The sequence below is a fragment of the Rhodococcus sp. 27YEA15 genome (genome assembly GCF_049739425.1).
In the GTDB taxonomy this organism is placed as follows: domain Bacteria; phylum Actinomycetota; class Actinomycetes; order Mycobacteriales; family Mycobacteriaceae; genus Rhodococcus_F.
The window spans coordinates 650,597-676,715 of sequence record NZ_JBMHHW010000001.1; the positions used below are offsets into that span (position 1 = coordinate 650,597).

22 protein-coding genes and 1 pseudogene are annotated in these 26,119 nt (G+C 64.6%); 15 read left to right on the forward strand and 8 right to left on the reverse strand.

Features of this window, described 5'->3' with window-relative positions; translation table 11 throughout:
* Nucleotides 1-36: 36 nt before the first annotated feature.
* The 7 genes from ABH922_RS03045 to ABH922_RS03075 all read right to left on the reverse strand — a co-directional run bounded on the left by ABH922_RS03045 (nucleotide 37) and on the right by ABH922_RS03075 (nucleotide 7,934).
* The gene (locus ABH922_RS03045; RefSeq protein ID WP_424805524.1) at nucleotides 37-834 is read right to left on the reverse strand and encodes an MHYT domain-containing protein; all 798 of its coding nucleotides are present in this window, start codon (nucleotides 832-834) and stop codon (nucleotides 37-39) included.
* Between the two features lie 43 nt (nucleotides 835-877).
* Entirely contained in the window at nucleotides 878-1,465 is a 588-nt protein-coding gene (locus ABH922_RS03050) for a GTP-binding protein (RefSeq protein ID WP_424805525.1), read from the reverse strand.
* A complete protein-coding gene (locus ABH922_RS03055; RefSeq protein ID WP_424805526.1) occupies nucleotides 1,446-1,817 on the reverse strand; it encodes a DUF742 domain-containing protein in 372 nt (123 codons plus the stop codon). The genes ABH922_RS03050 and ABH922_RS03055 overlap by 20 nt, the downstream gene beginning before the upstream one ends.
* Nucleotides 1,818-1,822: 5 nt before the next feature.
* Nucleotides 1,823-2,239 (reverse strand): roadblock/LC7 domain-containing protein, encoded by a 417-nt coding sequence (locus tag ABH922_RS03060; RefSeq protein ID WP_424805527.1) that lies wholly within the window; start codon nucleotides 2,237-2,239, stop codon nucleotides 1,823-1,825.
* Nucleotides 2,236-5,130: an ATP-binding protein gene (locus ABH922_RS03065; protein WP_424805528.1), complete on the reverse strand. Its 2,895-nt coding sequence runs from the start codon at nucleotides 5,128-5,130 to the stop codon at nucleotides 2,236-2,238. The genes ABH922_RS03060 and ABH922_RS03065 overlap by 4 nt, the downstream gene beginning before the upstream one ends.
* Before the next feature lie 264 nt (nucleotides 5,131-5,394).
* Nucleotides 5,395-6,834, reverse strand: coding sequence for a phospholipase D-like domain-containing protein (locus ABH922_RS03070; RefSeq protein WP_424805529.1), 1,440 nt, complete (start codon nucleotides 6,832-6,834; stop codon nucleotides 5,395-5,397).
* Nucleotides 6,831-7,934, reverse strand: a complete 1,104-nt coding sequence (locus ABH922_RS03075; RefSeq protein ID WP_424805530.1) for an NAD(P)-binding domain-containing protein — start codon at nucleotides 7,932-7,934, stop codon at nucleotides 6,831-6,833. Before ABH922_RS03075 ends, ABH922_RS03070 begins: the two co-directional genes overlap by 4 nt.
* Before the next feature lie 112 nt (nucleotides 7,935-8,046).
* Between ABH922_RS03075 and ABH922_RS03080 the strand changes: the two genes are divergently transcribed.
* The 3 genes from ABH922_RS03080 (at nucleotide 8,047) to ABH922_RS03090 (ending at nucleotide 12,523) form a co-directional block, all read left to right on the forward strand.
* Complete coding sequence (locus tag ABH922_RS03080) at nucleotides 8,047-8,778, forward strand: enoyl-CoA hydratase (protein ID WP_424805531.1); 732 nt, start codon at nucleotides 8,047-8,049, stop codon at nucleotides 8,776-8,778.
* 41 nt (nucleotides 8,779-8,819) lie between these two features.
* Entirely contained in the window at nucleotides 8,820-9,944 is a 1,125-nt protein-coding gene (locus tag ABH922_RS03085; protein ID WP_424805532.1) for an MBL fold metallo-hydrolase, read from the forward strand.
* A gap of 65 nt (nucleotides 9,945-10,009) precedes the next feature.
* Nucleotides 10,010-12,523: an HAD-IC family P-type ATPase gene (locus ABH922_RS03090; RefSeq protein WP_424805533.1), complete on the forward strand. Its 2,514-nt coding sequence runs from the start codon at nucleotides 10,010-10,012 to the stop codon at nucleotides 12,521-12,523.
* Nucleotides 12,524-12,529: 6 nt separating this feature from the next.
* Here the strand turns inward: ABH922_RS03090 and ABH922_RS03095 are convergent, their stop codons facing one another.
* Nucleotides 12,530-13,678 (reverse strand): GGDEF domain-containing protein, encoded by a 1,149-nt coding sequence (locus tag ABH922_RS03095; RefSeq protein ID WP_424805534.1) that lies wholly within the window; start codon nucleotides 13,676-13,678, stop codon nucleotides 12,530-12,532.
* 178 nt (nucleotides 13,679-13,856) lie between these two features.
* Between ABH922_RS03095 and ABH922_RS03100 the strand changes: the two genes are divergently transcribed.
* The 12 genes and pseudogenes from ABH922_RS03100 (at nucleotide 13,857) to ABH922_RS03155 (ending at nucleotide 26,113) form a co-directional block, all read left to right on the forward strand.
* Nucleotides 13,857-14,048 carry an antitoxin gene (locus tag ABH922_RS03100; RefSeq protein ID WP_424805535.1) on the forward strand — a complete coding sequence of 64 codons (192 nt, stop codon included), beginning with the start codon at nucleotides 13,857-13,859 and terminating at the stop codon, nucleotides 14,046-14,048.
* A gap of 133 nt (nucleotides 14,049-14,181) precedes the next feature.
* Nucleotides 14,182-15,843: a Na+/H+ antiporter gene (locus tag ABH922_RS03105; RefSeq protein WP_424805536.1), complete on the forward strand. Its 1,662-nt coding sequence runs from the start codon at nucleotides 14,182-14,184 to the stop codon at nucleotides 15,841-15,843.
* 15 nt (nucleotides 15,844-15,858) lie between these two features.
* Complete coding sequence (locus tag ABH922_RS03110; RefSeq protein ID WP_424805537.1) at nucleotides 15,859-17,088, forward strand: lipase family protein; 1,230 nt, start codon at nucleotides 15,859-15,861, stop codon at nucleotides 17,086-17,088.
* Between the two features lies 1 nt (nucleotide 17,089).
* A pseudogene (locus tag ABH922_RS03115) lies at nucleotides 17,090-17,356 on the forward strand (MmcQ/YjbR family DNA-binding protein); the annotation flags it as partial.
* A gap of 198 nt (nucleotides 17,357-17,554) precedes the next feature.
* A complete protein-coding gene (locus ABH922_RS03120) occupies nucleotides 17,555-18,700 on the forward strand; it encodes a sensor histidine kinase (RefSeq protein WP_424809540.1) in 1,146 nt (381 codons plus the stop codon).
* A gap of 51 nt (nucleotides 18,701-18,751) precedes the next feature.
* Complete coding sequence (locus ABH922_RS03125; protein ID WP_424805538.1) at nucleotides 18,752-19,543, forward strand: LytR/AlgR family response regulator transcription factor; 792 nt, start codon at nucleotides 18,752-18,754, stop codon at nucleotides 19,541-19,543.
* Nucleotides 19,540-19,908 (forward strand): hypothetical protein, encoded by a 369-nt coding sequence (locus ABH922_RS03130; protein WP_424805539.1) that lies wholly within the window; start codon nucleotides 19,540-19,542, stop codon nucleotides 19,906-19,908. The genes ABH922_RS03125 and ABH922_RS03130 overlap by 4 nt, the downstream gene beginning before the upstream one ends.
* Before the next feature lie 8 nt (nucleotides 19,909-19,916).
* Nucleotides 19,917-21,674: a cation acetate symporter gene (locus ABH922_RS03135; RefSeq protein ID WP_424805540.1), complete on the forward strand. Its 1,758-nt coding sequence runs from the start codon at nucleotides 19,917-19,919 to the stop codon at nucleotides 21,672-21,674.
* Nucleotides 21,675-21,837: 163 nt separating this feature from the next.
* Nucleotides 21,838-22,200, forward strand: a complete 363-nt coding sequence (locus ABH922_RS03140) for a DUF485 domain-containing protein (protein WP_424805541.1) — start codon at nucleotides 21,838-21,840, stop codon at nucleotides 22,198-22,200.
* The gene (locus ABH922_RS03145; RefSeq protein WP_424805542.1) at nucleotides 22,197-23,834 is read left to right on the forward strand and encodes a solute symporter family protein; all 1,638 of its coding nucleotides are present in this window, start codon (nucleotides 22,197-22,199) and stop codon (nucleotides 23,832-23,834) included. The genes ABH922_RS03140 and ABH922_RS03145 overlap by 4 nt, the downstream gene beginning before the upstream one ends.
* A 75-nt stretch (nucleotides 23,835-23,909) precedes the next feature.
* Nucleotides 23,910-24,341, forward strand: coding sequence for a type II toxin-antitoxin system Rv0910 family toxin (locus ABH922_RS03150; RefSeq protein ID WP_424805543.1), 432 nt, complete (start codon nucleotides 23,910-23,912; stop codon nucleotides 24,339-24,341).
* A 110-nt stretch (nucleotides 24,342-24,451) separates the two neighbouring features.
* Nucleotides 24,452-26,113 carry a VWA domain-containing protein gene (locus ABH922_RS03155; RefSeq protein WP_424805544.1) on the forward strand — a complete coding sequence of 554 codons (1,662 nt, stop codon included), beginning with the start codon at nucleotides 24,452-24,454 and terminating at the stop codon, nucleotides 26,111-26,113.
* The last annotated feature ends 6 nt before the right edge of the window (nucleotides 26,114-26,119 follow it).

Sequence of the window (26,119 nt, forward strand, 5' to 3'; positions counted from 1 at the left end):
GCGCGCAGCCTCGGCTACACGGGAGGAACGCTGGTCTCAGATCGACGGCGCGAGGTCGCGAGTCTCGACGGGACGACCTTCCGGTGCACTCTCCATCCGGACACCGGTGGTCCGGTCTGGGGCGGTCAACACGGCGACGATCGGGACGACGAGCGCCAGCAGACCCAGAACGAAGACGGGGAACAGGAACGAGAACACCTCGAGGCCTTCTGGTGCGGGCGCACCGGCATCGTGAACGACCGAGACGGCGGCCATGCCGGTGTAGTGCATGCCGACCACTGCGACACCCATGATGATGGCGCCGACAAATCGCAGCAGAGTCGACTCGAGAACCAGCGTGAACCAGAGTGCCGCGGTACCGGCCACGACGGCGATCACGACCGACAAGACGACGTAGAGCATGTCGTAGTGGATCTCGCCTTGGAATCGCAGTGCACGCATACCGGTGTAATGCATGACGTTGACCGCGAGACCGGTGATCAGGCCGCCGGCGAGGACGCGTGTCCACTGGAATCGGGTACCGATGATCAGCAAGCCGACGAACACGGCGGCCACCGAGATGACGGCGGAGACGACGGTCCACATGACGTTGTAGCGGATGGGGCTACCGGGTACCGCGAAACCGAGCATGGCGATGAAGTGCATGAGCCAGATCGCGACACCACCGATGGAGAGTGCAGCCATGAACAGCCATCGCATGCGCGCAGCGCTGGTGGTGGCGAACGCCGAGTGCCTGGTGCAGGCCAGTCCGACCACCGACCCGACGACGGACACCACGAAAGCAAGTCCGAGCAACCAGATCCCCATCGAGAAGTGGTTCATTTCGTCCGACATGCCAAGTCCTTTCGGCGCGTACGCGCGTGCAGATGAAGAAAATTCAGAGGGTTACTTCGGCGGCGAGTTGTTCCAGCGAGTACTCGGTGATCGTGATCAGCGCCTGTTTGGCCGATTCGCGATTTCGCGCGTCGATCTCGATGAGCGGAACTCGATTCGGCAGGGCGAGCGCCTGCCGAAGATCGCTGGCGGAGTGAGTAGGGGCGTTGTCGAAACGGTTGACGGCAACGATGAACGGCAACCCGCGCGCCTCGAAGAAGTCCACGGCGGCGAAGCTGTCCTCGAGTCGACGGGTGTCCACCAGGATGACAGCACCTATTGCTCCGGTGATGAGGTCGTCCCACATGAACCAGAATCGGCGCTGCCCCGGCGTTCCGAACAAATACAGCACCAAGTCGTCGGCAAGGGTGATCCGCCCGAAGTCCATCGCGACAGTCGTCGTGTCTTTGCTGGGGGTCGATCCCAGATTGTCGATGCCGTCACTGGCGTCGGTCACCATCGCTTCGGTTCGAAGCGGCACGATTTCGGAGACCGTACCCACCAGGGTGGTCTTGCCGACGCCGAAACCTCCGGCAATCACGATCTTTGTCGATTTGACGCGGGTAGAGGCGTCAGAGTTCCCGAAGTCCACTGAGGGTCCTTTCGATCAGTTCGCGTCGCTCGACCCGAGTTGCGTCGCTTCGCAGGGTGGCGTGTATTTCGAGAGTGCCGGCGACCACGAGATCCGCGACCAGGACTCGTACGACTCCGATGGGAACCGCCATGTGCGCAGCGATTTCTGCGATCGAGATCCGGCGCTCACACAGTGCGATGATCCCGGAACGGGTGTCCTCCGGTGCGAGGCGAGGAGCGGGGGCGTCCTCGATCGTGGCGATGATCGCTTCCATCGGAAGATCGATGGACGGCAACGTCCGACCCTCGGTGAGCGCATACGGTCGAACCAGACTCGGTTCCACGTCGTCATGCTCGGAGTTCTTCGCCATCGTGATCAGATGCCTCGGACCGACCGGGGTGCGATGTCCATCGTCGTTCCGACGCGCTCGACGAGAGTGGCCATCTCGTACCCGATTTGGCCGATATCGCATCCGGCGACAGCGAGAGCTGCGAGATATGCCCCGCTGCCTACGCCCATCAGGAGCAGGTATCCGTTCTCCATCTCCACCACCGACTGCAACACGGATCCGCCCTCGAACAATCGAGAGGCACCGGCGGACAGACTGGCCAGGCCCGAGGTGACTGCCGCCAGCTGATCGGCCCGATCGAGGGGTAGGTGAGTGCTCGCGGCACTGAGCAGTCCGTCCGCGGACACGATGATCGCATGGCTCACGCCCGGAACGTCGCGGGCGAACCCGGAGACGAGCCAGTCGAGTGCGCGAGGGGTCTCTTGAGCACCGACAGAATTCACTGTTCTCCTTCAGTGTTGTGCAACTTCGTAGATGAATCGACCTCTGCGCCACCCGAAGCGGCTGATCTGTCAGCGGCGTGCTTGCGCCCGCGCTGCACGCCGGACTGGTAATTGCTCCATCCGCGCCGCACGTCGGCAGGATCGGAAACCTGCCGTTGCCCGGGCTGTGGCGAGCCGACGGTTCCCGGGATCAGTCGAGCGCCCCGATCGCGAACCGGAAGTCCGGCATCGGTGATCTTGGTGACCGGCATCTCGAAGGACGTCCGAGCTGCCACCCACCCTTGATCGGCAACCGTGGTCCACGGGCTGCCGGGGGCGATACCGGCATTCTCCGCGGTCGGGTCCACCAGCCACTCCGACACCATCCGAGCGTAGATCGGCATCGGCGACGGTTGCGCCGTAGTGGCATCGCCACCAGCCGGATTGGGGTTTCGGGCAGCCATGCCGTCCCGAGCTCGGGAGGAGAAGAACGCCGCGGTGTTGGTCGGCGTCGGTGGAGCCAACCGATGCCGTGGTTCTTCGATGTGACCCTGGGGACCACCTACCTGTGGGGCACCCTGCTGCGCGGCCGGTGCGCCGCCCTGACGCTGCTGTTGCGCGGCGGCAGGCGTCTGCCGGTTGGGCGGACCCGATCGCATCGGCTGCGCCGGCGGACGATTCTGCGTCGTCGGTGCCGGGCGGGTGGGATTGGGTACACCGCTGGTTCCCGGTGTCCGACGCGGGAGCGCGGAACCGGAGGCCGGGGTCGACTCGGGTGCACGCGAGGCGGGCGGGGTATCCCGTCGAGGAGCATCCTGGTCGCCCTGAGGCTTCGAGGGCGGCGGGGAAGTGAAGCCGCCGCTCCCTGGCTTTCCCGCCGCACCCGACGTCGAGCGTTGGGGCAGGCCGGCAGCCGATCGGAGAGCGAACTCACTGTTCGAGGACGGCAAGCGGAAACCCGAGCTCGGCGGCGCCTGAGCGGCGTGCGCCGGCGGTGCGTCGGGAGTCGGTGCCGGGCCGCTGCGGGGCGCACGGATCTGCGTCACCGGAGACGATTCGAGAATGAGTGTCGGCAGTAGGACGGTGGCGGTGATACCGACCTGCGTCGGAGTTGTGTGTGTGGGGCGCAGTCGCACCGAGACGTCGTAACGACGGCTGATACGCGAGACCACGAACAGACCCATTCGGCGAGCCGTCTCGGGGCTCATCTCGCCGCCGGAGGCCAATCGTTGGTTGGCGTCCAGAATCTCGGCGGGTGTCATACCGATGCCCAGGTCGGCGATTTCGATGATCAGCGAGCCGTCCATGGTTCGCGCCGCATTGACGGACACCGTGGTTTCCGGAGGCGAATAGCGCAGCGCGTTGTCGAGCAGTTCGGCGACGAGGTGCACCACGTCGGGAGCAGCCTGGCCACTGACGACTCCGGGCGGAATCTGGCCGAGCTCGACTCGTCGGTAGTCCTCGACACCGGAGACCGCGGCGCGGATGGTGTCGGCGAGAGCAATGGGCGCCGATCGAGCGCGCCGGACCTCGTTGCCGGCGAGAACCAGGAGGTTCTCGCTGTTTCGGCGCATCCGGGCGGCGATGTGGTCGAGACGGAACAGGTTCTCGAGGCGTCGGGGATCGTTCTCGTCCTGCTCGAGCTGTTCGATCAAACCGAGCTGCTGCTCGACGAGTGACTTGTTGCGGCGCGAGAGAGTCTCGAACATGTCGCTGACCTGGCGACGCAGTGAGGCCTGTTCGCCTGCCAGCGTCACGGCCTGGCCGTGCATGTCGTCGACGGCGCGAGCGAGCTCGCCGATCTCTTCGTGCGTGGTGATCGGTACTCGGGCGATGTCGAGATCTTCCACCTTGACGCCGCCACGGATCCGGTCGATCGCCTCGGGAAGGCCGTAGCGAGCAGCCTGGAGGGCTGCGAGACGAAGCTGGCGGATAGGACCGACGAGTGAGCGACTGATGACCAAGGCGATGGCCAGGGCCAACAACACTGCGCCGAGGACGATGGCGGTATCACGCAGCGCAGCGGACCGGGCCGAGTTGGACTCCGCAGTCACGGTGGAGCTGAACGCGTCGACGGCATTGTCCGTCACGGTCGTGTAGTCGTCCTTGCTCGCTTGCAGCCCCGAACCGAACTGGGCGCTGAGCGGCACGTCGGCGGGTGTGGAGCCGATGTCGTCGATTCGGGTCTGGGCGGCCGCACGCAGCGTCTTCACGGTATCGGCGGAGGCGGTGTTCCCGTTTGCGTCCAGGCTTGCGCTCATGGCGGTCAGGGCGGAGAGTTCCGCGCCGGCGGCAGCAGCCATGTCGGCGCGAGTTTTCTGATCGGGGGCGCCCGATCCGAAGAGAACGCGTTGTTCGGCCCAGGACCGTCGAGCGTCCCACAGCGTCGCCAGTTCGACACCACGATCACGCATGACCGGACGTTGTGAGGAGTCGACGAAGTCGGTGAAGGTACTTGCCAGGCGGCTGGTCACCTCGTCGATGCGAGAAACCAGACGAGCCGGTGCCACGTTACCCGCGGCGACCTCGTCGCGGATGGCGCGGCTGTCGTAGACCGCGCTGTCGACCTGACTGCTCAGAGTCGAATCGCCGTCGAAGATGCGGCCGGCCTCGTCGAGGCGGTCTGCCGCCGCCGACACTGCGTTGCGGGCCGCTGTGGTGTCCACGCCGGACGACGCCGCTTCGCCGAGATCGAAGAGTGTGGAGTCGAGGTTGACCGCAGCCGGGATGGCCAGAACTCGTTCGGACGACGAACTCAGCTTCGATGCCTCGCCCAGTTCGGTCTGGACTCGCATGGCGCCGAGGATGACGGCGACGAGCATCGGCAGCGCCAGTACGGCGACAACTTTCCAGCCGAGACGCCACTCGCCGATCGACCACCACGAGGACGTTGTGTGTGAGTCTTGCTTCATTTCGAACGTCGCCCCTTCACGTCATACCCCCGTTGGAGTCGTGTCCGACGTTTCTTGTGAATCGTCAAGCCTGAACAAATGATTAGCTGAACGGTAACAGAATGATCGCCCACTTGCTACGCCCAAGGAGAATATATGTCCTCGGTGAGAAAAATGACTGATTGAGCTGGCGAAAAGAAAATCGGACAACAGTTACTAAACGGGTGCGGGGGAAATGCTGGGTCGCTCTCGGGCCGTCGAGGCGCTACTCGAGGACCGCCGTCGTCAGTCCAGGCCGACGCGCCTTCGCAGCTCGCCGATCCGGCTGACCAGCGTCGTCGGCGTGCGTTCCGGATCCATCAGCGCGTTCTCGGCCAGAACGTGATCCTCACCGTCCACGGTGTCTCGATCGAACTCCCGCAAACTTCTGCCGTCCGGTCGGCTCAGGATTCGGACCGCTGCCAGCAGGGTCGAATCGGCGAGCGCGCTCTCGAACGTCCGGTCGTCCACGTCGAGGTGCTCGGTGAGTAGTCGTCTGCGCAGCGTGGTGATGGTTCGTCGCAGTTCGGTGCCGGTCTGGTCGGCCTCCACGGCTACATCGCATTCGGTGTCGAAACCCATGGACCGGTTGTTCAGATTCGACGAGCCGATCCGCAACAGTCGATCGTCCATCACGAGGACCTTGGCGTGCACGTAGATCGGCTCACCCGATTCGGTGACCGGATAGAAGACGCCGAACCGGTCGTGAGCATCCGCCGCCCACAACAGATGCAGGAGATCGTGCCGAGCGCCGTCCATCGCCTTCTGCTCGAGCCAACCGTCGGCGTTGCGCGGAATGACCAGCACGATCTCCGGGCCGTCCGGTTCTGCCAGTCGCGCGGCCATCGCTTCTGCCAAGGTGCGAGACGCCAGGTACTGACTCTCGATGTACAGCGTGCGCTCGGTCGACGCGATCACCGCGAGATACAGGGCCTCGATCTCACGTACTTCGGCACGGTCGCCGAGCTCCGGCAGTGTCCGGGCCACTGCGACGTCCACGACGCGCATCGTGGGCTCGAGTCCGACCGGCCACGGTGTGCCGACGCCGGTGACCGGCGCCAACTCCTCGCCCGTTGCCGACTTCCAGCGCGCCCGCGCCATGTCCCCGATGGCCCCCGCAGCCCGGCCGTCGAGCGCCGTCGTCGCGTCATGCCAAGGGCCGTAACGTCTTCCGCTCGGTGTCATGCGATACGAGTTCCGATCGCGGTGGTCGGAGGTGTCCCATCGGTCGACGGTCATGTCGATGCCGCCGCAGAACGCCAACGCGTCGTCGATCACGATGATCTTCTGATGATGTGCTGCGGCAACGGGGTGCGCGCCGTCGATCTCGAACCGCAGGCGGTCGTCTGTCAGCCAGTTGGAGACGAAGACCGGTGTCATTCCGCGGGTGATCGCGGTGAACGCGCCGATGTTCCACTTGAGGACGAAGATCTCCAGTTCCGGTTTCTCGGCGACCAGCCACCGTAGAAACCGTCCGAGGCGATTGGGGCCGTCGAGGGTTTGGGTGACGGGTTCGAGTTTGATTCGAGTGTCGAAGTCCCAGCCCACCAACATGATCCGCTTTTCGGCCTGCAACATCGCGGACTTGGCGTGATGAAAGTAGTCGGCGGCGTCGACTATGCACGCGAGATTGTCCGCAGGCTCGATTCGCCAGCACGTCTGCCCCGGAACCAGTATTCGACTCATCCGTCGATCCCCAAACTTCTCGTCAGCTCGCGAGCAGCAGCCTGCCCGGCGCGGTTGGCGCCGATTGTCGACGACGACGGACCGTACCCCACCAGATGGATACGCGGGTCGGATTCGACCTGGGTTGCAAGCCGTCCGACCATGGAGATTCCGCCACCCGGTCCACGAAGGTGCAGCGGGGCCAGATGGTCGAGTGAACTCCGGAAACCGGTGCACCACAAGATGACATCGGCATCGACGACCGTCCCGTCCGACCACCGCACGCCCTGAGGCACTATCTCGGCGAACATGGGAAGACGATCGAGCGCCCCGCGTTCGCGGGCCGCACGGATCGCCGGGGTGAGGGCCAGACCCGTCACCGACACCACGGAACCCGGTGGAAGACCGCGCCGAACCCGATCTTCCACCATCGCCACTGCGTCATGGCCGACGTCAGCGGTGAACGGCGCGTCACGGAAGGTCGGTTCGCGCCGGGTCACCCACGTAGTGGTGGTGACCTGTGAAATCTCGTCCAGAAGTTGCACTGCCGAAACCCCGCCGCCGACCACTACGACATGTTTGCCCGCGAACTCGTCCGCAGTGGAATAGTCCTTGGTGTGGAGCTGGCGTCCGGCGAAGGTGGCGGCGCCCCGGTAGTACGGAATGAACGGGCGATCCCAGGTTCCGGTGGCATTGATCAGCCCGCGGGCGGAGAACACCCCCTGATCGGTCTCGATCCGAAGACGCTCGCCACGATTACACACCACCCGCGTGTGAACCGGGCGATGCACCGGAAGCTCGAAGCGTTTCTCGTACAGCTCGAAATAGTGCGGTACCGCGACGGAGGCGCGCACACTCGCCGAATCGGTGCCTGTCGTCTCGGCGAAGGACATCCCGGGCAGATCATGGACGCCGTTGACCGTACTCAAGGTCAGACTCGGCCACCGGAACTGCCAGGCGCCGCCCGGACCGGCTGCATGATCGAGCACCACGAAACCGGATTCGGGTGGCACCTCGAACTTGCGCAAGTAGTAGGCCGCCGAGAGTCCGGCCTGGCCCGCACCGATCACGACGACGTCCACCAGCTGCGGTACGTGTGCGTCGGGGTGGTCTGTACTCATCGGTAATCTAACCTCCTGATGCACAGAACTCTGCTGCAGAGAACTACGTGGACGGTAGCGGTACTTCGCACCATCATGGTGCCCGACCTGCCGGAAAAGAAAGCGAGCAGACATGATCGGGATCTCCCGTGACGGAAATGTCGTGACCATCGAGTTGCAGCGTCACGAGCGGCGAAACGCGCTCAGTGCCGAGCTCTGCGTCGCGATCCGGGACGCGGTGAACGGAGCCGTCGCCGATCAGGCCCACGTCATAGTCCTCACCGGTCAGGGCACCGCGTTCTGTGCCGGAGCGGATCTGTCCGGTGACGTGTACATGGAAGGATTCACGGACCGATTGTTCGAGATGCTCCGCTCGATCGACTCGGCCCCGATCCCGGTGATCGCCGCTGTCAACGGACCCGCGATCGGAGCGGGCACCCAACTGGCGATCGCATCCGACCTGCGCGTTGTCGCACCGTCGGCACGCTTCGGTATTCCGGCAGCCACACTCGGAGTGTCCGTGGACAAGTGGACGATGCGCAGGCTCGCGTCGCTCGTCGGCGGCGGCCCGGCGCGGACGATTCTGCTCGGCGTCGAGCAGATCCTGGCAGACGAGGCGTTCACGCGTGGCTTGGCCAACAAGATCGGAACCTTGGCCGACGCCCAGGAGTGGGCCCACCGCATCGCCGACCTCGCGCCGCTCTCGCTTCGACACATGAAGATGGTGCTCAACGACGACGGCACGGCGGAACCGGAAACTCCCGAGCAGCTGGCTGCGCTGCACGCCGCATGGTCGAGCGCCGACGTTCAGGAAGCGCGCGCGGCGCGTCTCGAGAAGCGTCGACCGGAATTCACCGGAAAGTAGGCGCGACACTCCAACTCCGGATTGTCGCTACTCTCGTCGAAATGAAGAAGACAACATTTCTCGGGGTTGCCGCGCTCACCGCGGCGACGGGGTGGGTGGCGCGGGCAGCGTGGGGAATCCCGACACAGATGGGTGCTTCTCGCAACGAAGTGCAGCCCTATGCCGCGCTGTCGCCGCGCTACCGGGATCGTAAGTTCCACAACACCGAGCCCAGTAGCAATTTCACCCCGGCGGCACCCGGCGCGGACTCCGGACTGCTCAAGTCCCTCGCCTCCAGGGGATCGGCTGGTAGGCCGAGCTCCCCGATTCCCCTGGACACCAGTGCGGCACCGGTCGACGCGGGCGACGCGGCGGTCACCTGGTACGGGCATTCGAGTGTTCTCGTCGAGGTGGACGGCTACCGCGTACTGGCAGATCCGGTGTGGAGCAAGCGGGTGTCACCTTCGGCGACAGTCGGTCCCGCTCGTCTGCACCCGGCTCCGGTGCCACTGCCGAGTCTGCCTGCGGTGGATGCGATCGTCGTCTCGCACGATCACTACGACCACCTCGATCTCGAGACCGTCAAATCCCTCACCCGTTCGCAGAAGGCGCCGTTCGTGGTGCCGATCGGAATCGGCGCGCATCTGCGGCGCTGGAAGGTCCCGGAAGAGCGAATCATAGAACTGGATTGGAACGAATCGACGACGATCGGCGACCTGGTGCTCACCTGCACGGAAGCCCGGCATTTTTCCGGTCGATCACTGGTCCGCGATTCGACGCAGTGGGCGTCGTGGGTGTTCGCCGGCCCGAAGCATCGTGTGTTCTTCGGCGGCGACAGTGGTTACACGGAACGGTTCAAGAACATCGGGCAAACCTACGGTCCTTTCGACCTGACGCTGCTCCCGGTCGGTGCGTACGACGTGCGGTGGCCCGATATCCACATGAACCCCGAGGAAGCGGTGCGTACTCACGCCGATCTCAACCGCGGTGATGCGACACGAGGTGTCTTCGTCCCGATCCACTGGGCCACCTTCAACCTGGCGTTTCACGCATGGTCCGAGCCTGTCGTCCGACTCGGGACGGCGGCAGCCGAAGCCGGAACCACCGTGGTGATCCCCAAGCCGGGCGGCCGGGTGGACGCTCTGGCGAAAACACCGGGATCGACCTGGTGGGAACACCTGAGCTGAGATTGCCCGGTTGCGCTCGCGTCGTGCCGACGGGGAAATTCACGCCGAGTGCGTAATCTTTGTCCATGGCTCACGATCGCAGCGGTTCAGAAGACACCGGTTCGCCGGGCACATCCGTGGCGACAGCACCCGACAGCGACGTCGACGTCGCCAGAGGACTGAACGCCGACCAGGTAGCCGCGCGGGTCGCTGCCGGGCAGACCAACGACGTGCCGGACCGTGCGTCCCGCTCGGTCAAGGACATCATCCGCGGCAACGTCTTCACCCGGATCAACGCGATTCTGACGGTGTTGCTGATCATCGTCCTGGCAACGGGCTCGATCATCGACGGCATGTTCGGTCTGCTGATCGTCGCGAACAGTGGCATCGGCATCATCCAGGAGATCCGCGCCAAGCGGACCCTGGACGCGCTGGCGATAGTCAGCCAGGCCAAGCCGGTCGTCCGGCGTGACGGTGCCGCAGCAGCGATGGCGCCGAAAGACGTTGTCCTCGACGACATCATCGAGCTCGGATCCGGCGATCAGATCGTCGTCGACGGTGAAGTGGTCTCGGCCGCCGGTCTCGAGGTCGACGAATCGATGCTCACCGGTGAGGCCGATCCGGTGCACAAGGCGGTGGGCGATCAGATTCTGTCCGGCAGCTTCGTCGCTGCAGGCAGCGGCGCCTACCGGGCCACGAAGGTCGGTGGCGACGCGTACGCGGCGAAGTTGGCCGAGGAAGCCAGCAAGTTCACCCTGGTCCATTCCGAACTGCGCAGCGGTATCGATCGCATCTTGAAGTTCATCACCTACTTGATGATTCCGGCGGGTGCACTGATCATCTACAACCAGCTGTTCACGATCGGCCTCCCGATTCGCCCCGCACTCAACGGCATGGTGGCGGCGCTGGTTCCGATGGTCCCCGAAGGACTGGTCCTGATGACGTCGATCGCGTTCGCGGTGGGTGTCATCCGATTGGGCAAGCGCCAGTGCCTCGTTCAGGAACTGCCCGCCATCGAAGGCCTCGCGCGCGTCGACGTCGTCTGCGCGGACAAGACCGGAACGCTCACCGAGAACGGCATGCGCCTGTCGGATCTCGAGCTCGCCGACGGCGCGCTCGACGAGTCCACGATCAAGGCGGCTCTGGGCGCGATGGCGGCATCCGATCCGCGCCCCAACGCGAGTGTGCTCGCGATAGCGGAATCTCTCTCCGACGACGCCGGCTGGGGGAACGCCACTGCGGTGGCGCCGTTCTCGTCGGCGAAGAAGTGGAGCGGCCAGTCGTTCGGCAGCAATGGCAACTGGGTACTCGGTGCGCCCGACGTCCTGCTGGACCCGGCGTCGGAGATGGCCCGTAAGGCCGAGGAAATCGGTTCCACCGGGCTGCGGGTTCTCATGCTCGGCAGTAGTGACCTTCCCGTCGACGACGCGAACGCGCCCGGCACGGTCACTGCGCAGGCATTGGTGGTTCTCGAGCAGAAGGTTCGCCCGGACGCGCGGGAGACGCTGGAATTTTTCGCCGATCAGAAGGTCGCCGTCAAGGTGATCTCCGGCGACAACGCCGTCTCGGTGGGTGCGGTTGCCGGTTCGTTGGGACTGGCGGGCGGCGATCGACCGATTGATGCTCGCAGTTTGCCAGACGATCAGGAGAAGTTGGCGGACACCCTCGAGGAGGCGACGACCTTCGGTCGCGTCCGCCCGGATCAGAAGCGCGCGATGGTCTCGGCTCTGCAGTCTCGCGGTCACACCGTTGCGATGACCGGCGACGGCGTGAACGACGTGCTGGCCCTCAAGGACGCGGACATCGGAGTGTCGATGGGCTCCGGTAGCCCGGCTACTCGCGCGGTGGCCCAGATCGTGCTCCTCGACAACAAGTTCGCGACATTGCCGTACGTGGTCGCGGAAGGTCGCCGAGTGATCGGCAACATCGAGCGAGTCTCGAACCTGTTCCTGACCAAGACCGTCTACTCCGTGGTGCTCGCGTTCTTGATCGGTATCACCGGTGTGCTGTCGCAGGCCTTCGATTTCGAGGCACTGCCGTACCCGTTCCTGCCCCGGCACGTCACGATCGCCGCGTGGTTCACGATCGGCATCCCGGCGTTCATCTTGTCGCTCGCTCCGAACAACGAGCGGGCTCGCACCGGCTTCGTGGCCCGTGTGCTGCGGTTGGCATTGCCGTCCGGCGTCATCATCGGTGTGGCGACCTTCGTCACGTACGTCTTCGCCTACCAGGGTCCGGATCAGACCGAGGTCGAGAAGATGCAGGCCGGTACGAGTGCGCTGATCACGTTGATCATGATCGCGGTCTGGGTGCTTGCCGTCGTGGCTCGACCGTACGTGTGGTGGAAGCTGGTGCTCATCGGGGGCTCGGTGGCCGGATACCTGCTGCTGTTCGGATTGTCCTTCACCCGCGAATTCTTCAAGTTGGACCCGAGTAACGTCGGCGCGACCACACTCGCGATCGCCGTGGGCGCGGTGGGCATCGTCGGCGTCGAATTGTCTTCCTGGATCGGTGCCAGGCTCAAGGGCGAGAAGCGGAAGTTCTTCGCGACCGCCGACGACTCGGCCGGGCCCGAACACGAAGAAGTAGGTGCGCGCTAGCCTCGATCAACGCGAGAGCATCTGAACCCAGGCGATACGGTTTCCCCCACGCTTCTTCGCCCGGTACATGGCGTTGTCCGCGTAGTCGATCAACGAGTTCACGGCGCGTTCGGGAAGGGCGGTATCGGTCGGCAGGTAGACGCTGACGCCGGTGCTCGCCGAGACCGGAAACGGATCGGCAGGAGAGGAGACCGACGAATGGATGTCCACGGCTACCTGCTCGATGTCGTCGCGCTCGACGGTGCGCAGGACGACGAATTCGTCACCGCCGATCCTCGCCACCACCGCTTCGGGACCGGCGGCGGCCACCACCCGGTCGGCCACCGCGGTCAACGCGTCGTCCCCGGCGCCGTGACCGTGGGTGTCGTTGAGTCGTTTGAACGAATCGACGTCGATCAGCAGAACCATCAGCGCTTTGGTCCGATGCCGGTCGTCCTGTAGAAGATATTCGGCTTCGTCCTGGAGTCCACGACGGTTCAGTGTTGCGGTGAGGTAGTCGCGACGAGAGTTCCGAACGTCGTCGGTCAGGCGTTTCCACACCATCTGTAGTGCCCACACAGTCGAGACGATCACGCACGAGATCGTCAGATACATGTTGACCACTACCCAGAAGTCGTTGCCGGGTTCGCGCACGGCGCGGGCAGTCAACGCCGTGCACACGAGCATCGCCCAGCTCAGGTGCACCACTGCGATGCGGGGGCTGTGGACGAGGGCGACGTAGAACCCGATGATCACGAACAGCGTGCAGCCCATGGCCCCGACGAACGCGGTGCGAATCCCGAAGAACAGTGTGATCGCCAGCCAGAGGTCGGCCCACAGCACGAACACGATCGACTGGCCCCGCCGTGGCCACGGTTTGTTTCCCGACCAGAAGACGCCGGCAGCCAAACCGGTGAGTGTTCCTGTCGCCAGCACTGTTCGGGCGAAAACCGAATCAGCGCCGAAGTCGCTCAACTGCATGGTGGCGGCGAGTAGTGCAATCAGAACACACCAGAGCGCGACGATTTTGCGTCCGGGACCGGTCAGGTTGCGGGTGTCGAGGAACCGTGGAAGCCAGTTGTATTCGGAGCGACTTTCCCACCACTCGGCATAAGTAGCGGCGACGGGGCAGGTGCGCGCTCGGGGCGCACTCGGTTGTGCTGTCAATCCGGTCACCTGTCGACATGGCTTCACGGCAATCAGCTATTGCCGGGTTAATGATATCTCGAGTTCGACGCAAGCCCGGCATCTCGGTCCCGAATCTGGCGAATCGAAGTCGAACCTGTGAGAATCGACCGGAGCGGACGTTCGATTCCGCCGTACACGTGCGTGAGCACCGGGAAAGGATACGGACATGGGATTCCTGGACAACGTCAAGGGACTTGTCGAAAAGGGTCAGGAATTGGCCACGGAGAACTCCGACAAGGTTCACGGCGCCATCGACAAGGTCGCCGATATTGCCGACGACAAGACCGGTGGCAAGTACGGCGATCAGATCGAGAAGGCGGCGGAAGCTGCGAAGAAGGCGGTTCCCGACAAGAACTGAGAGCATCGTGTGCCCGTGGGAATCTTCGCCGGTTCCCACGGGCGCAGTTCTTCCCACTCGATAGTCGTCGTCCGGGCAGCATTCACACGGGCACAGCTCGGACGGGCACAGCTCGGACGGGCACAATGGACCGGTGAACTTCACCTGGATTCTGCTGGTCGTCATCGCCGCGATAGCGGTGACCGGGCTCGCCAACCGCCGCAATCTTCAGGCCCCGCTCGTATTGGTGGCAGTCGGATCAGCGGCGTCGTTCCTACCGGGGATGCCCAGACCCGAACTCGACCCGCACGTCATTTTGAGTGTGGTGCTTCCACCGCTGTTGTATTCGGCTGCACTCAAATTCTCGGTAGCGACGTTCAAACGAAACCTGGCACCGATTCTGCGCCTGGGCGTCGGCATGGTGTTGGTGACGGCCTTCGCGGTCGGATTCTTCGCGGAGTGGATGGTGCCGGAGTTCACCATCGGTGCCGCCCTGGTGTTGGGTGCGGTGATCGCTCCCACCGACGCCGTCAGCGCCGTCGCCGTAGGCCAGAAGTTGGGCCTGCCCAAACGGGTCATCGCGATCCTGACCGGCGAAGGGCTCGTCAACGACGCCACCGCGCTGACCCTGTTCACCGTGGCCGTGTCGGCCGTGGCTGGCACTCGAATCGTCACCGATTCACCGCTGCTGTTCTTTGCGTACGAGGTGGTCGGCGGTGTCGTGATCGGTCTGGTGATGGCTTTCGTCGTCAAGTTCGTCCGGTCCCGGATGTACGACTCGCCACTGGAAACCGGTCTGGGACTGGTGCTTCCGTTTGCGGCATACCTGGCGGCCGAGGAACTGCACGCATCCGGGGTGCTCGCCGTCGTCGTCGCAGGTCTGGTGATCGGGCACTATTCCACCGATGCCTCCATCATGACCCGTCTGCAGGAACGATCGGTGTGGTCGAGCCTGGAGACCCTGCTCGAGATGTTCGTCTTCGCCTACATGGGTCTGCAGTTGAGCTTCGTGATCGACGACGTGGTGTCGAACGGTCTGCCGTTCCTGCACGTACTGGGTTACGGCTTCGCCGTTCTGGGTGTGGTGATCGTGATCCGGCCGGTGTGGCTGTTCCTGAGTTACTCCCGGGTGCGATTCGGGGTGACGTTTCGGCGCGGGCTTCGCCAGAAACAACTCAGCTGGAAACAGAACGTGGTGGTGTCCTGGGCGGGGATGCGCGGCGTGGTGACTCTGGCCGCAGCAGGCGGTATTCCGTTCACCGTAGCCAACGGCGACCCGTTTCCCGGTCGTGGCGTCATCCAGGCGATCGCATTCGTCGTCGCCGTCGGCACCCTGTTGATCCAGGGGGCGACGTTACCGTTCATCATTCGACGTCTCGACGTCGCAGACCCGTACGAGGTGCTACGCGATCGGGAACAAATGGAATTGGCGCGCAACATCTCCCGTCAAGCCGGCGAGAAAGCGCTGGCCGATGCGTCGAAGAACCTGCCTGCGGGAATCGACCGAGCCGAACTTCACGACGTCATGGATCGGGTGCGGCGGTCGATGCAGGCCCGGCTGCAACTGCAGGAGGCCGACGACGACTCCGACCGTCAGGTGGTGCAGCGCAAGGCAGGCGCGTTGTTCGACAAGTTCCGGCATCAGTCGTTGCGCGCGCAGCGGGTGGCGTTGATTGCCGCGCGCGACGACGGTGATCTCGACGACGAGGTGTTGCGTACCGTGTTGGAAGGACTCGACATCGAAGAAGCGGCCGCGGAAGAACGGTTACGGCGTAGGCGCGCCCGATCGGCCGACGACGCGGATACCGGAAAGTAGAGGAGATTGCGGGAGATGACGTCAAGGGGTAGCGGTGTTCGGCGTGGCGGATGGGCGATGGTGCTGGCAGGCGCGCTGGCCTTCGGGGTCGGATGTTCGACCACGCCCGAGTCCACTACCGGCACCACGACCGACAGCGCGGGATCGGTGACATCGGTGTCCGACACCGGTCCCGACGCGACGCGCGGGCAGGTGTTCGAGCAGCAACCGTTCGCGGCGTCCACTGATGTCACAGCCACCGGTGCGAGTGCGGTGAAGATCCTCTACGGCTCCACCTCCGGCATCGACGGGGGTGCGACGAGAGTATCGGGCACGGTGTTCACACCGGCGGGTAACGCGCCGGACGGAGGCTGGCCGATCGTGTCCGTCGGGCACGGGACCACCGGCATCTCCGACGACTGCGCACCGTCCGCATCGCCGACCCTGTTCGGCACGGTCGGCATGGTCGCTGCGCTCCTACAAGCGGGGTACGTGGTTGCAGTGTCGGACTTCGAGGGGCTCGGCACCCCCGGAGATCATCCGTACCTCGAACCCGACACCGCCGCCTTCAACGTGATCGACGCGGTGCGCGCTGCTCGCAACGTGGTCCCCGACACGTCCACGCGCTGGGCGAGTCTCGGTGCCTCGCAAGGTGGTCAGGCGTCGTGGGCTGCTGCCGAGAACGCGAAGCAGTACGGCGACGGTCTGGACTTCGTCGGTTCGGCAAATCTCTCGCCCGCGGCCGACGTGTCACCGATCGTCGCGACGGGCCCAGACGTGGCTCTGTCCATCCCGCAGCAACTTCTGTTTCCTTATCTGCTGCAAGGGTTGTCGATGAGCCACCCGGAACTCGACGTCGCCGATTACGTGCACGGCGCGTTTCTCGACAACTACGAACTTCTGTCGTCCTGCTTGACGGCGCGGGCGGGCGAGAAATTCGCGCTTGCGGGCCAGGTCACCCAGAACGACACCAAGCCGGTCGATCAGGCTGCCGCGGATCGAATTCACGGCTGGCTCAGTGACATCGCACTGCCCCGGGGCCGCGCAGACGGGCCGATGTACGTGGTGGTCGGCGGTAACGACAACGTCATTCTTCCGGCCTGGACCGAGGCGGCGGTGGCGCGGGCGTGCGCCGACGGGGACGTGATCGAGTTCGTGAGCCGTCCAGGTGAAGGACACAACGACCGCGCCGCCGTCCCGGATGCGGTTGCCTGGGTGAACGACCGATTCGCGGGTCTGCCTGCACCGAGCACTTGTGGCACGTGACATGGCGCCACCCTTGAACCGGATACGTGTGCTCGCGCTCGAATTGCCGGAGGTGACGGAACGGACGAGCCACGGTGGACCGGCGTGGTTCGTCCGAAAGGCGCCGCAGTTCCTCTGCTTTGCCGATCACCATCACGACGATCGGATCGCGATCTGGGCTGCCGCTCCGCCGGGAGCTCAGGACCGGTGGCTCACCGCCGACGCGTCGACGTTCTTCGCGCCGCCGTATGTCGGTGGACGGGGGTGGGTAGGGGTGTATCTGGACGTGCCTGCGCCGGGCGACGAGCTGTGGGAGGACGTCGCCGAAATAGTCGAGGACGCCTACCGGGCGGGTGGCGCCGAAGACTTTGATCAGGAAACTCGACGAGGCGCGCAGGATCGGGGAGAGCCGGCAGTGAGCCCGTCCGTGATCGTGTTCCTGACAGTGCTCGCCCTGGCTCTTGCGGTCGCGTTGACCGCAGTCTGGATGCGTACCCGCCGTCAAATCACGACGCCGACCGAAAGAGCGGTTCACGCGACTCTGCACACGGCATCGCTTGCGGCCCGGCCACTTCGACGTGGGCTCGATCGAGGTTCGGCCGTCGAAGCCGCGCCGCATCTGCGCGAACTGACCGGCGGAGCCGCACTCGGTATAGCCGATGGGGCGGGCGAGTTGTTGGCCTGGAACGGCCCGTACGAGTCGATGTCCGAACAGTTCCGGCACGCGGCGATCCGCGCGATCGAGGGGGAGCGTCGAGTGCTCGTCACTCATGCCGAATTGGTCAGGGGCAGTGGTGATCAGGCGGTGCGTGCGGTGATCGCCCAGCCGCTGCACATCGAGGAGACCGGGGTGGTGGGCGTGCTCGGTATCGTCGTCACCGAGGATCCGTGGCCCGGCATGTTGGGCGCGGTCACCGAGGTGGCTCGTTACGCGTGCAGTCAGATCGAGCTCGCCGATCTGGACGCGTCGCGCGCGAGGCTCGATCGGGCCGAGGTGCGGGCGTTGCGGGCACAGATCAGCCCCCATTTCATCTACAACGCACTCAACACCGTGGCGTCGTTCGTGCGCACCGATCCGGCCAGGGCCCGGGAGTTGGTGCTCGAGTTCGCCGATTTCACGAGGTACTCCTTCCGCTCGGCCGGTGAGTTCACGTTGCTGGCCGACGAGCTCCGCAACATCGACCGCTACCTGACGCTCGAGCGGGCCAGGTTCGGCGAGATCTTGAACGTCAGACTTCAGGTGGCCCCCGAAGTCCTCAACGTCGTCCTTCCGTTCCTGGCCCTGCAACCGCTGGTCGAGAATGCGGTACGGCACGGCATCTCCGGTAAGCCCGAGGGGGGAACGGTCAGTATCGTCGCCGCCGACGAGGGCCCGGACTGTGTGATCAGCGTGGAGGACGACGGGGTCGGGATGGATCCGGAGCTGTTGCGTTCGGGTTCCCTGGACGCCGTCGAATCCGGCGGTGGACGGCCGAGCGCGAAGGAGGCGGCACACGTCGGGTTGGCCAACGTCGACGACCGGCTACGTGCGGCCTTCGGCAACGACTACGGGTTGGTCGTGGAAACCGCTCCGGGGGCCGGCACCAAGGTGAGCATGCGAGTGCCCAAGTTCAAACAGGGTATTCGAGTCTGATTCGCGCCTTCGTCGATCAGCCCACGACGCTCATGCGAATATGGACGTGTTGTGAACGAGACTGACGTAGGTGCCCAGCTGACGGTTCTCGCCGTCGACGACGAGAAACCAGCTCTCGACGAGCTGGCATTTCTGCTGCGCGCAGAAGAGTCGATCGCGGCCGTGCACCCCGCGTCGGACGCTACGACGGCGCTTCGTATTCTGCGTTCCACCGAAGTGGATGCGGTGTTCCTCGACATCAACATGCCTGGTCTGGACGGTCTGGAGCTGGCCGGGATTCTGTCGAACTTCGCGACGCCGCCACCGGTCGTCTTCGTCACCGCACACGACGACCGGGCGGTGTCGGCTTTCGATCTGGGCGCAGTGGACTACCTCCTCAAACCGCTACGGGAGGAACGCCTGTCACAGGCAGTTCAACGGATAGTCGATCTGGCCGGCCGGAACAAGACGACGGCCCCGGCTGCCGTCGCGCCCAGTGACGAGGTGATCCCGGTCGAGCTCGGCGGGGTGACGACGTTGGTGCAACGCTCGTCGGTGGAATGGGTGGAGGCGGACGGTGACTACGCTCGCCTGCACACGCCCGGGAGGTCGCATCTCGTACGGATCCCGATCTCGACTCTCGAATCGCGGTGGGCTGACGCCGGGTTTCTGCGCGTGCACCGCTCGTACCTGGTCTCGCTTGCGTTGGTGACCGGAATTCGGACCGTCGGTAGCGGATTGGTCGTCAGCTTACGAGCACACGGAGACCAACCCGCGGTGGAGTTGCCGGTCAGCCGGCGGCACACCCGCGAACTCAAGGACCGGTTGGTGCGTGCCCCCAAACAGAGTTGGTCAGCGCGATGACGACGCAACCGAACCCGCCGCGCGAACGGGTGGTGCTGGCGCAGCGTCGCGGCGCCCGAATCGTACGCACCCGGGTGGAGGTGCAGGAGCAGACCGAGGTCGGTGACGCGATGATTCGCGGTCTGGTTCGGGCACAGCTCGGCCTTGCCATCCGACTGGCCGTGGTCGCGGCCGGGTTGTTGTGCGCGGTGCCACTGCTGACGAACCTGTTTCCGGATCTGTCGGACATAGCGGTGTTCGGCATCCGGCTGCCGTGGCTGGTGATGGGTGGGGCGGTGTACCCGCTGCTGCTGATCACCGGGTGGGTGTTCGTGCGTCGCGCCGACCGCAACGAGCAGGATTTCGTCGACTTGGTCGACGACTGAGCGCCGAGGTGTACGGGCAACCGATTCCGGTGCTGACAGTGTTCGGCATCGTCATCGCCGCGGTGGCGACGGTCGCGGTAGGAATCTACGGGGTGCGCCTGGCCCGCACTACTTCCGATTTTCTCGTCGCGTCCAGATCCGTCGGGTCGGGATGGAATGCGATGGCCATCTCCGGTGAGTATCTTTCGGCTGCATCATTTCTCGGGGTTGCGGGCCTGGTAGCGAAGTACGGCGCCGACGCACTCTGGTACCCGATCGGTTTCACCGCCGGATACCTGGCATTGCTGTTGTTCGTGGCCGCACCACTACGCCGGTCCGGGGCGTACACGGTTCCGGACTTCGCAGAGTTTCGGCTGGGGTCGCCGAGGTTGCGTAAGTTGGCGATGCTGGTCGTCTCGATCGTCTGCATCCTGTATCTGATCCCGCAATTCCAGGGCGCCGGACTGACACTCAACATCCTTCTCGGCGTGCCGAGTTGGATCGGGGGCGCGGCGGTAGGGATCATCGTCATCGCGAACGTCGTCGGCGGCGGTATGCGGTCCATCACGTTCGTGCAGGCGTTCCAGTACTGGCTCAAACTGTCGGCAGTCGCGATTCCCGCCCTCGCTCTGATCTTCTACTTCTTCGGCAACGATCGTGGGCACGACGTGGGCGCTCCGGCTCCGCCGACGGTGAGTGAGCAGACCACGGTGGAGATCACCACCGACGTGGTGGTGCAGGTATCGGACCCGGTGACCGTACGCGGCGGTACCGTCGACGGCTACGAGGTCGACGGAAGTGTCCGGCTCGAGCCGGGCAGGCACACTCTGGGCGCGGGAATGTCGATGATTCTCGATTCCGGTGCGGCGGTGCCGGTCGTGGCCGGCGCGCCCGCTCGCAATTCCGACTGGATTTCGCCGGGGTGGGGATTCGGCGGTCCGCACCCGACGTATCAGGTGTATTCGCTGATTCTGGCGACGTTCCTCGGGACACTCGGGCTTCCGCACGTGCTGGTGCGGTTCTACACCAACCCGGACGGGCGGACAGCACGGTTGACATCGCTCGCGGTGGTGGGCCTGGTCAGTGTCTTCTACCTGTTCCCGACGCTACTGGGGGTGTTCGCCAGACTGTACGTGCCGCAACTCCTGATCACCGGTACGTCCGACGCCGCGGTGCTCCTGCTGCCGGGTTCGGTGTTCACCGGGCTGGGTGGACAACTGGCTGCTGCGTTGGTCGCGTCCGGTGCGATAGCCGCGTTCTTGTCCACGTCGTCCGGGTTGTTGGTCAGCATCGCCGGAGTGATCAGCACCGACATGATGCGTGGCAGGATCCTGGATTTCCGGTTGGCAGCGTTGTCGGCGGGCGTCATCGCTCTGGTGTTGTCCTTGGCGGTGGTGTCCGTGGATCTCTCGCGTACGGTCGGGCTGGTGTTCGCTGTCGCGGCGTCCACGCTGTGTCCGTTGTTGCTTCTGGGTATCTGGTGGCGTGGGCTCACCGCTGTCGGTGCCGGTGCGGGGATGGTGGTCGGTGGGCTCGTCGCCGGCGTGGCTGCGACAGTGTCGGTGCTCGGCGGATTGTCGGAGTCGGTGGCCGGTGGCTGGCCGGCTGCGGTGTTCGCCTTCCCGGCTGCGGTCAGTGTTCCGTTGGCCTTCACCGTCATGGTGGCGGTCAGCAAACTCTCGGCCAAGCACGTACCAGCGGATATCGGCCGAATCTTCACTCGCATGCACGCCCCCGAACGCCTCGGGATGGGCTCGGACCGGGTCGACGATCTGCGCGGACCCTGATCGAGTCGGCGCATCTCGAGGTGCCGTTGGTCGTGTCGAGCTGACCGTTGGGCGCACGACTCGACTGCTCGTCGTGTGACTGCCGCCACAGGCTCTTTCTGTGACTCCGATCTCACTAGTGTCTGCACGTAGTTCAGTTCACACCTGAGGCGAGGAGCCGGCAGTGTCCACAGCAGAAGTCAGTGAGGGGGCGGCACCGGAACGCCGTACCCCGGATGCCCAGGCATTCACAGACATGCAAGCGAGCCCCGAGTTCCAGGAACTTCGCTCTCGCCTACGTAAGTTCGTTTTCCCCGTCACCGCATTCTTCCTGCTCTGGTACGCGGTGTACGTCCTACTGGCGACCTACGCCCATGACTTCATGGCCACCAAGGTGATCGGCAACGTCAACCTCGGCATCATTCTCGGTCTCGGCCAGTTCGTGACCACCTTTCTGATCACGGCGCTGTACGTGAAATTCGCAGGCCGCGAACTTGATCCACGCTCAGCCGCCATCCGTGAGGAATTGGAGGGACCCGCATCATGATCACCACTCTCGCCGCATCCGGGACGGACGTGGGTAATCCGGCCTTCAACATCGCGATCTTCCTCGCCTTCGTGGTCGTCACCATGACGCTGGTGATTCGCGCCAGCCGCACGACGAAGAAGGCGTCCGACTTCTACACCGGTGGTGGACAGTTCACCGGTCCCCAGAACGGTTTCGCCATCGCGGGCGACTACCTGTCCGCGGCATCGTTCCTCGGAATCGCCGGAGCCATCGCGGTATACGGCTACGACGGCTTCCTGTACTCCATCGGCTTCCTGGTCGCGTGGCTGGTTGCGTTGCTCCTGGTGGCCGAATTGCTCAGGAACACCGGACGATTCACCATGGCTGACGTGCTGAGCTTCCGGCTCAAGCAGCGTCCGGTCCGGATGGCCGCAGCGTTGTCCACCCTTGCGGTGTCGCTGTTCTACCTGCTGGCGCAGATGGCGGGCGCAGGCGGCCTGGTCGCGCTACTACTCAACATCGACGGCAAGGTCGGGCAGGGCATCGTCGTCGCCGTCGTCGGTGTGCTCATGATCGTCTACGTACTGGTCGGCGGTATGAAGGGCACGACGTACGTGCAGATGGTCAAGGCGGTTCTCCTGGTGGCGGGCGCCGGAGTGATGTTCGTCCTGGTGCTCCTGGCAGTGCGTGGCAACTTCTCCCAGCTCCTCGCCGACGCACAGAGCGTGGTCAGCAACTCGACCAACGAGGCTGTTGCCGGACGCGATGTTCTCGCGCCAGGCGCCAAGTACGGCCTGACGGGAATGACGAAGCTCGACTTCATCTCTCTCGGAATCGCTCTGGTCCTCGGTACGGCCGGACTCCCGCACGTCCTGATGCGCTTCTACACGGTGCCCACCGCGAAGGAAGCCCGCCGTTCCGTGACGTGGGCCATCGCGCTGATCGGCGCCTTCTACCTGTTCACGCTGGTGCTCGGATACGGTGCGGCCAAGATGGTCGGCCCCGACGTCATCTTGGCGGCACCGGGCAAGGAGAATGCCGCGGCACCGTTGCTGGCCTTCGAGTTGGGCGGCACGATCTTCCTCGGCATCATCTCGGCCGTCGCATTCGCGACCATCCTCGCCGTCGTCGCGGGACTCGCGATCACCGCGTCGGCGTCGTTTGCCCACGACATCTATGCCAGTGTCATCAAGCGCGGCAACGCAACCGAAGAACAGCAGGTCAAGGTTTCCCGTATCACCGTGGTGGTCATCGGGCTCGTGTCGATCGTGCTCGGAATCATGGCCATGGGCCAGAACATCGCATTCCTGGTGGCGCTGGCCTTCGCCGTGGCGGCGTCGGCGAACCTGCCCACTCTGCTGTACTCGCTGTTCTGGAAGAAGTTCAACACCACCGGCGCGCTCTTCAGCATCTACGGCGGTCTCATCAGCTGCCTGACGCTGATCGTGTTTTCGCCCGCCGTCTCCGGTAAGCCGTCGTCGATGTTCCCGACCGTGGACTTCGCCTGGTTCCCGCTCGCGAACCCCGGCATCGTCTCGATCCCGCTGGCCTTCTTGCTCGGTATCGTCGGAACCTACCTCGGCCGCAAGAAGCTCGAAGATCCGGCCAAGCAGGCCGAAATGGAAGTGCGGTCCCTGACCGGCGTCGGCGTCGAGAAGGCCGTCAGCCACTGAGTAGGGCTACGCCCCCCGTGCGCCTTTCTGATACTTCAGGTAACAAGAAAGGCGCACGGGCTTTATTGTGGCCCTATGGCCAAGCTGACTGCAAAACACTACATTCCTCTTCCGCCACAGGAAGCCTGGGACAAAGCGTCCGATTTGAGCGGTTACGAAAGTTGGCTCGTCGTCCACGACGGGTGGCGTGGGGATCTGCCGGAGCAGCTTGCAGTCGGTACCGAGATCAGTTCGGTTGTCAGCGTCAAGGGGTTGCGAAATCGGGTCAAGTGGATCATCAAGAAGTACGACCCGCCCAGGTCGATTTCACTCAAAGGCGACGGCAAAGGTGGGGTGAAGCTCGGTCTCCAGCTGGAGGTGACTCCGTCGGGTGAGGGCAGCGAACTGTCGTTGACCGTCGAATTGGGCGGCGCTCCACTGTTCGGCCCGATCGGCTCCAGCGTGGCGCGGGCGCTCAAGGGCGACGTGGAGAAGTCACTGGACAAGTTCGTTCAGGTATACACCTGAACGAGATCGCAATCCGGACAACTCACGCGAGGTTTCTTTCGAGCCACGTGAACAGGTCGCCGGTTTGTTAATGTCGATCCGATTTGGTTTGCGCCGGAAAGGAATCGATCATGTCTGGTCGCGACGGGGAGGGGCCGGCCTCCGGGGCGATGCCTCGATCCGTGCAGATCCTCGTGGGTGTACTGGCGGTGATCGCACTGGCCGGCACGGTAGCGTTCACCGCCACTTTCCGAGAGATCGGTGCGAGGTCCGGCCCTGTCCCCAGCGCGGCCGCAGCACCACAACCCGTCTGCGCTGACGTTCCACTCGTCGTGGATCCCACCATCGCCTCGGCGGTCGAAACGATCGTCGCCGCAATTCCGGCCGCCGATCTGGGATGTTCGACGTTGTCGGTGACACCTCGCGACTCGGGCCGAGCGTTTTCGGATCTGACCACGGCGGGCACTGGCCCGACATTGTGGATACCCGATTCGCGTGAGTGGCTGGGCCGAGCAAGCGGTGCAGGCAGTTCCGTCGTCGAACTCGGCCCGTCGATTGCGTCGACGCCGGTGGTCACCGTCTCGGCGAGCGCAGCACAGCCCACGAACTGGTCGGACATGCTCGCCGACGACGGTGTTCTGCTCGGTAACCCGGCGGCCAGTGCAGTGTCGAATGCGCCGGTGGTCGCGATGGTCGTCGAGGCACACGCACGCGGTGAGGACGCCGCGTCGGTGGCCGAGAAACTGGTGCCTGCACTGCGAACGGCAGTCGACGACCCCGCGACCTCCGGATCGACCGGCCGGATCGAGGCCGTCGCGACATCGGGCGGTACGGCGGTCGCGACGGAGCAGGCGTTCGAGGTGTACCGATCGACGCATCCGGACACCGTTCTGTCCGCATGGGTACCGGCATCGCACTCGGTGTTCATGGACTATCCGTTGGCAGCTGTCGGATCGGGCGATTCCCCCGAGGCCGCATCGCCCGCTGTCGCCGAGGCGGGCCGGGTACTGGCGCAGGCATTGTCGTCACCGACGGGTCGATCGGTGCTGTCCGGCTCGGGGTTTCGCAGTCCGGATCGCGACAGGTTGGGTGTCGACGGTGTGGGCTGGGTCGAGATGTTGCCGCGGCCGGACCCCGAGTACTTCTCCGCCGTCGTGGCCCAGTCCCAACTCTTGATGCGCCCGCTGCGGGCACTGGCCGTGGTCGACGTGTCCGGATCGATGGACTACGTGCAAGACGGGGTCACCCGGATGACAGCGACGTCGAAGGCAGGCGCCGACGCCATCGAATTCTTTCCGCCAGATGCGCAGCTGGGTTTGTGGGCCTTCTCGATCGAGCTGGGGGACGGCACGGACTATCGGCAATTGGAGCCTGTTCGTCGGATGGACGCACCGGAAGGGCAGGCCGACCATCGGGCCGCGCTCTTGGCGCAGGTGAACGATCTGCCCGCACTCGTCGGCGGTGGAACGGGCTTGTACGACACGGTGATCGCGGCATATCGTGCTCTGCAGCATGAATACGATCCGGGTTCGATCAACGTGGTGATCCTGTTGACGGACGGGGCCAACGACGATTCCGCCAGTATCTCGCGTCAGGAATTGCTCGACACCCTTACCGCGGAACAAGATCCGATGCGGCCCGTCCACGTTGTGACCATCGGCGTCTCCCATGATGCCGATACCGATATCCTCGAACAGATATCGGAAGTGACCGGCGGGCGCAGCTATTTCGCGCAGACGCCCGCAGACATCCCGACCGTGTTCGCCGATGCGATCAATGCTCGCATCGGTTGATTTCGC

Bases quoted from the DNA above. Each gene is read 5' to 3' on its own strand.
- ABH922_RS03090 (WP_424805533.1), top strand. From the start codon at position 10,010: ATGGCTCACGATCGCAGCGGTTCAGAAGACACCGGTTCGCCGGGCACA.
- ABH922_RS03080 (WP_424805531.1), top strand. From the start codon at position 8,047: ATGATCGGGATCTCCCGTGACGGAAATGTCGTGACCATCGAGTTGCAG.
- ABH922_RS03130 (WP_424805539.1), top strand. From the start codon at position 19,540: ATGACGACGCAACCGAACCCGCCGCGCGAACGGGTGGTGCTGGCGCAG.
- ABH922_RS03055 (WP_424805526.1), bottom strand. From the start codon at position 1,817: ATGGCGAAGAACTCCGAGCATGACGACGTGGAACCGAGTCTGGTTCGA.
- ABH922_RS03150 (WP_424805543.1), top strand. From the start codon at position 23,910: ATGGCCAAGCTGACTGCAAAACACTACATTCCTCTTCCGCCACAGGAA.
- ABH922_RS03155 (WP_424805544.1), top strand. From the start codon at position 24,452: ATGTCTGGTCGCGACGGGGAGGGGCCGGCCTCCGGGGCGATGCCTCGA.
- ABH922_RS03120 (WP_424809540.1), top strand. From the start codon at position 17,555: ATGCGTACCCGCCGTCAAATCACGACGCCGACCGAAAGAGCGGTTCAC.
- ABH922_RS03075 (WP_424805530.1), bottom strand. From the start codon at position 7,934: ATGAGTACAGACCACCCCGACGCACACGTACCGCAGCTGGTGGACGTC.
- ABH922_RS03070 (WP_424805529.1), bottom strand. From the start codon at position 6,834: ATGAGTCGAATACTGGTTCCGGGGCAGACGTGCTGGCGAATCGAGCCT.
- ABH922_RS03085 (WP_424805532.1), top strand. From the start codon at position 8,820: ATGAAGAAGACAACATTTCTCGGGGTTGCCGCGCTCACCGCGGCGACG.
- ABH922_RS03145 (WP_424805542.1), top strand. From the start codon at position 22,197: ATGATCACCACTCTCGCCGCATCCGGGACGGACGTGGGTAATCCGGCC.
- ABH922_RS03110 (WP_424805537.1), top strand. From the start codon at position 15,859: ATGACGTCAAGGGGTAGCGGTGTTCGGCGTGGCGGATGGGCGATGGTG.
- ABH922_RS03045 (WP_424805524.1), bottom strand. From the start codon at position 834: ATGTCGGACGAAATGAACCACTTCTCGATGGGGATCTGGTTGCTCGGA.
- ABH922_RS03100 (WP_424805535.1), top strand. From the start codon at position 13,857: ATGGGATTCCTGGACAACGTCAAGGGACTTGTCGAAAAGGGTCAGGAA.
- ABH922_RS03065 (WP_424805528.1), bottom strand. From the start codon at position 5,130: ATGAAGCAAGACTCACACACAACGTCCTCGTGGTGGTCGATCGGCGAG.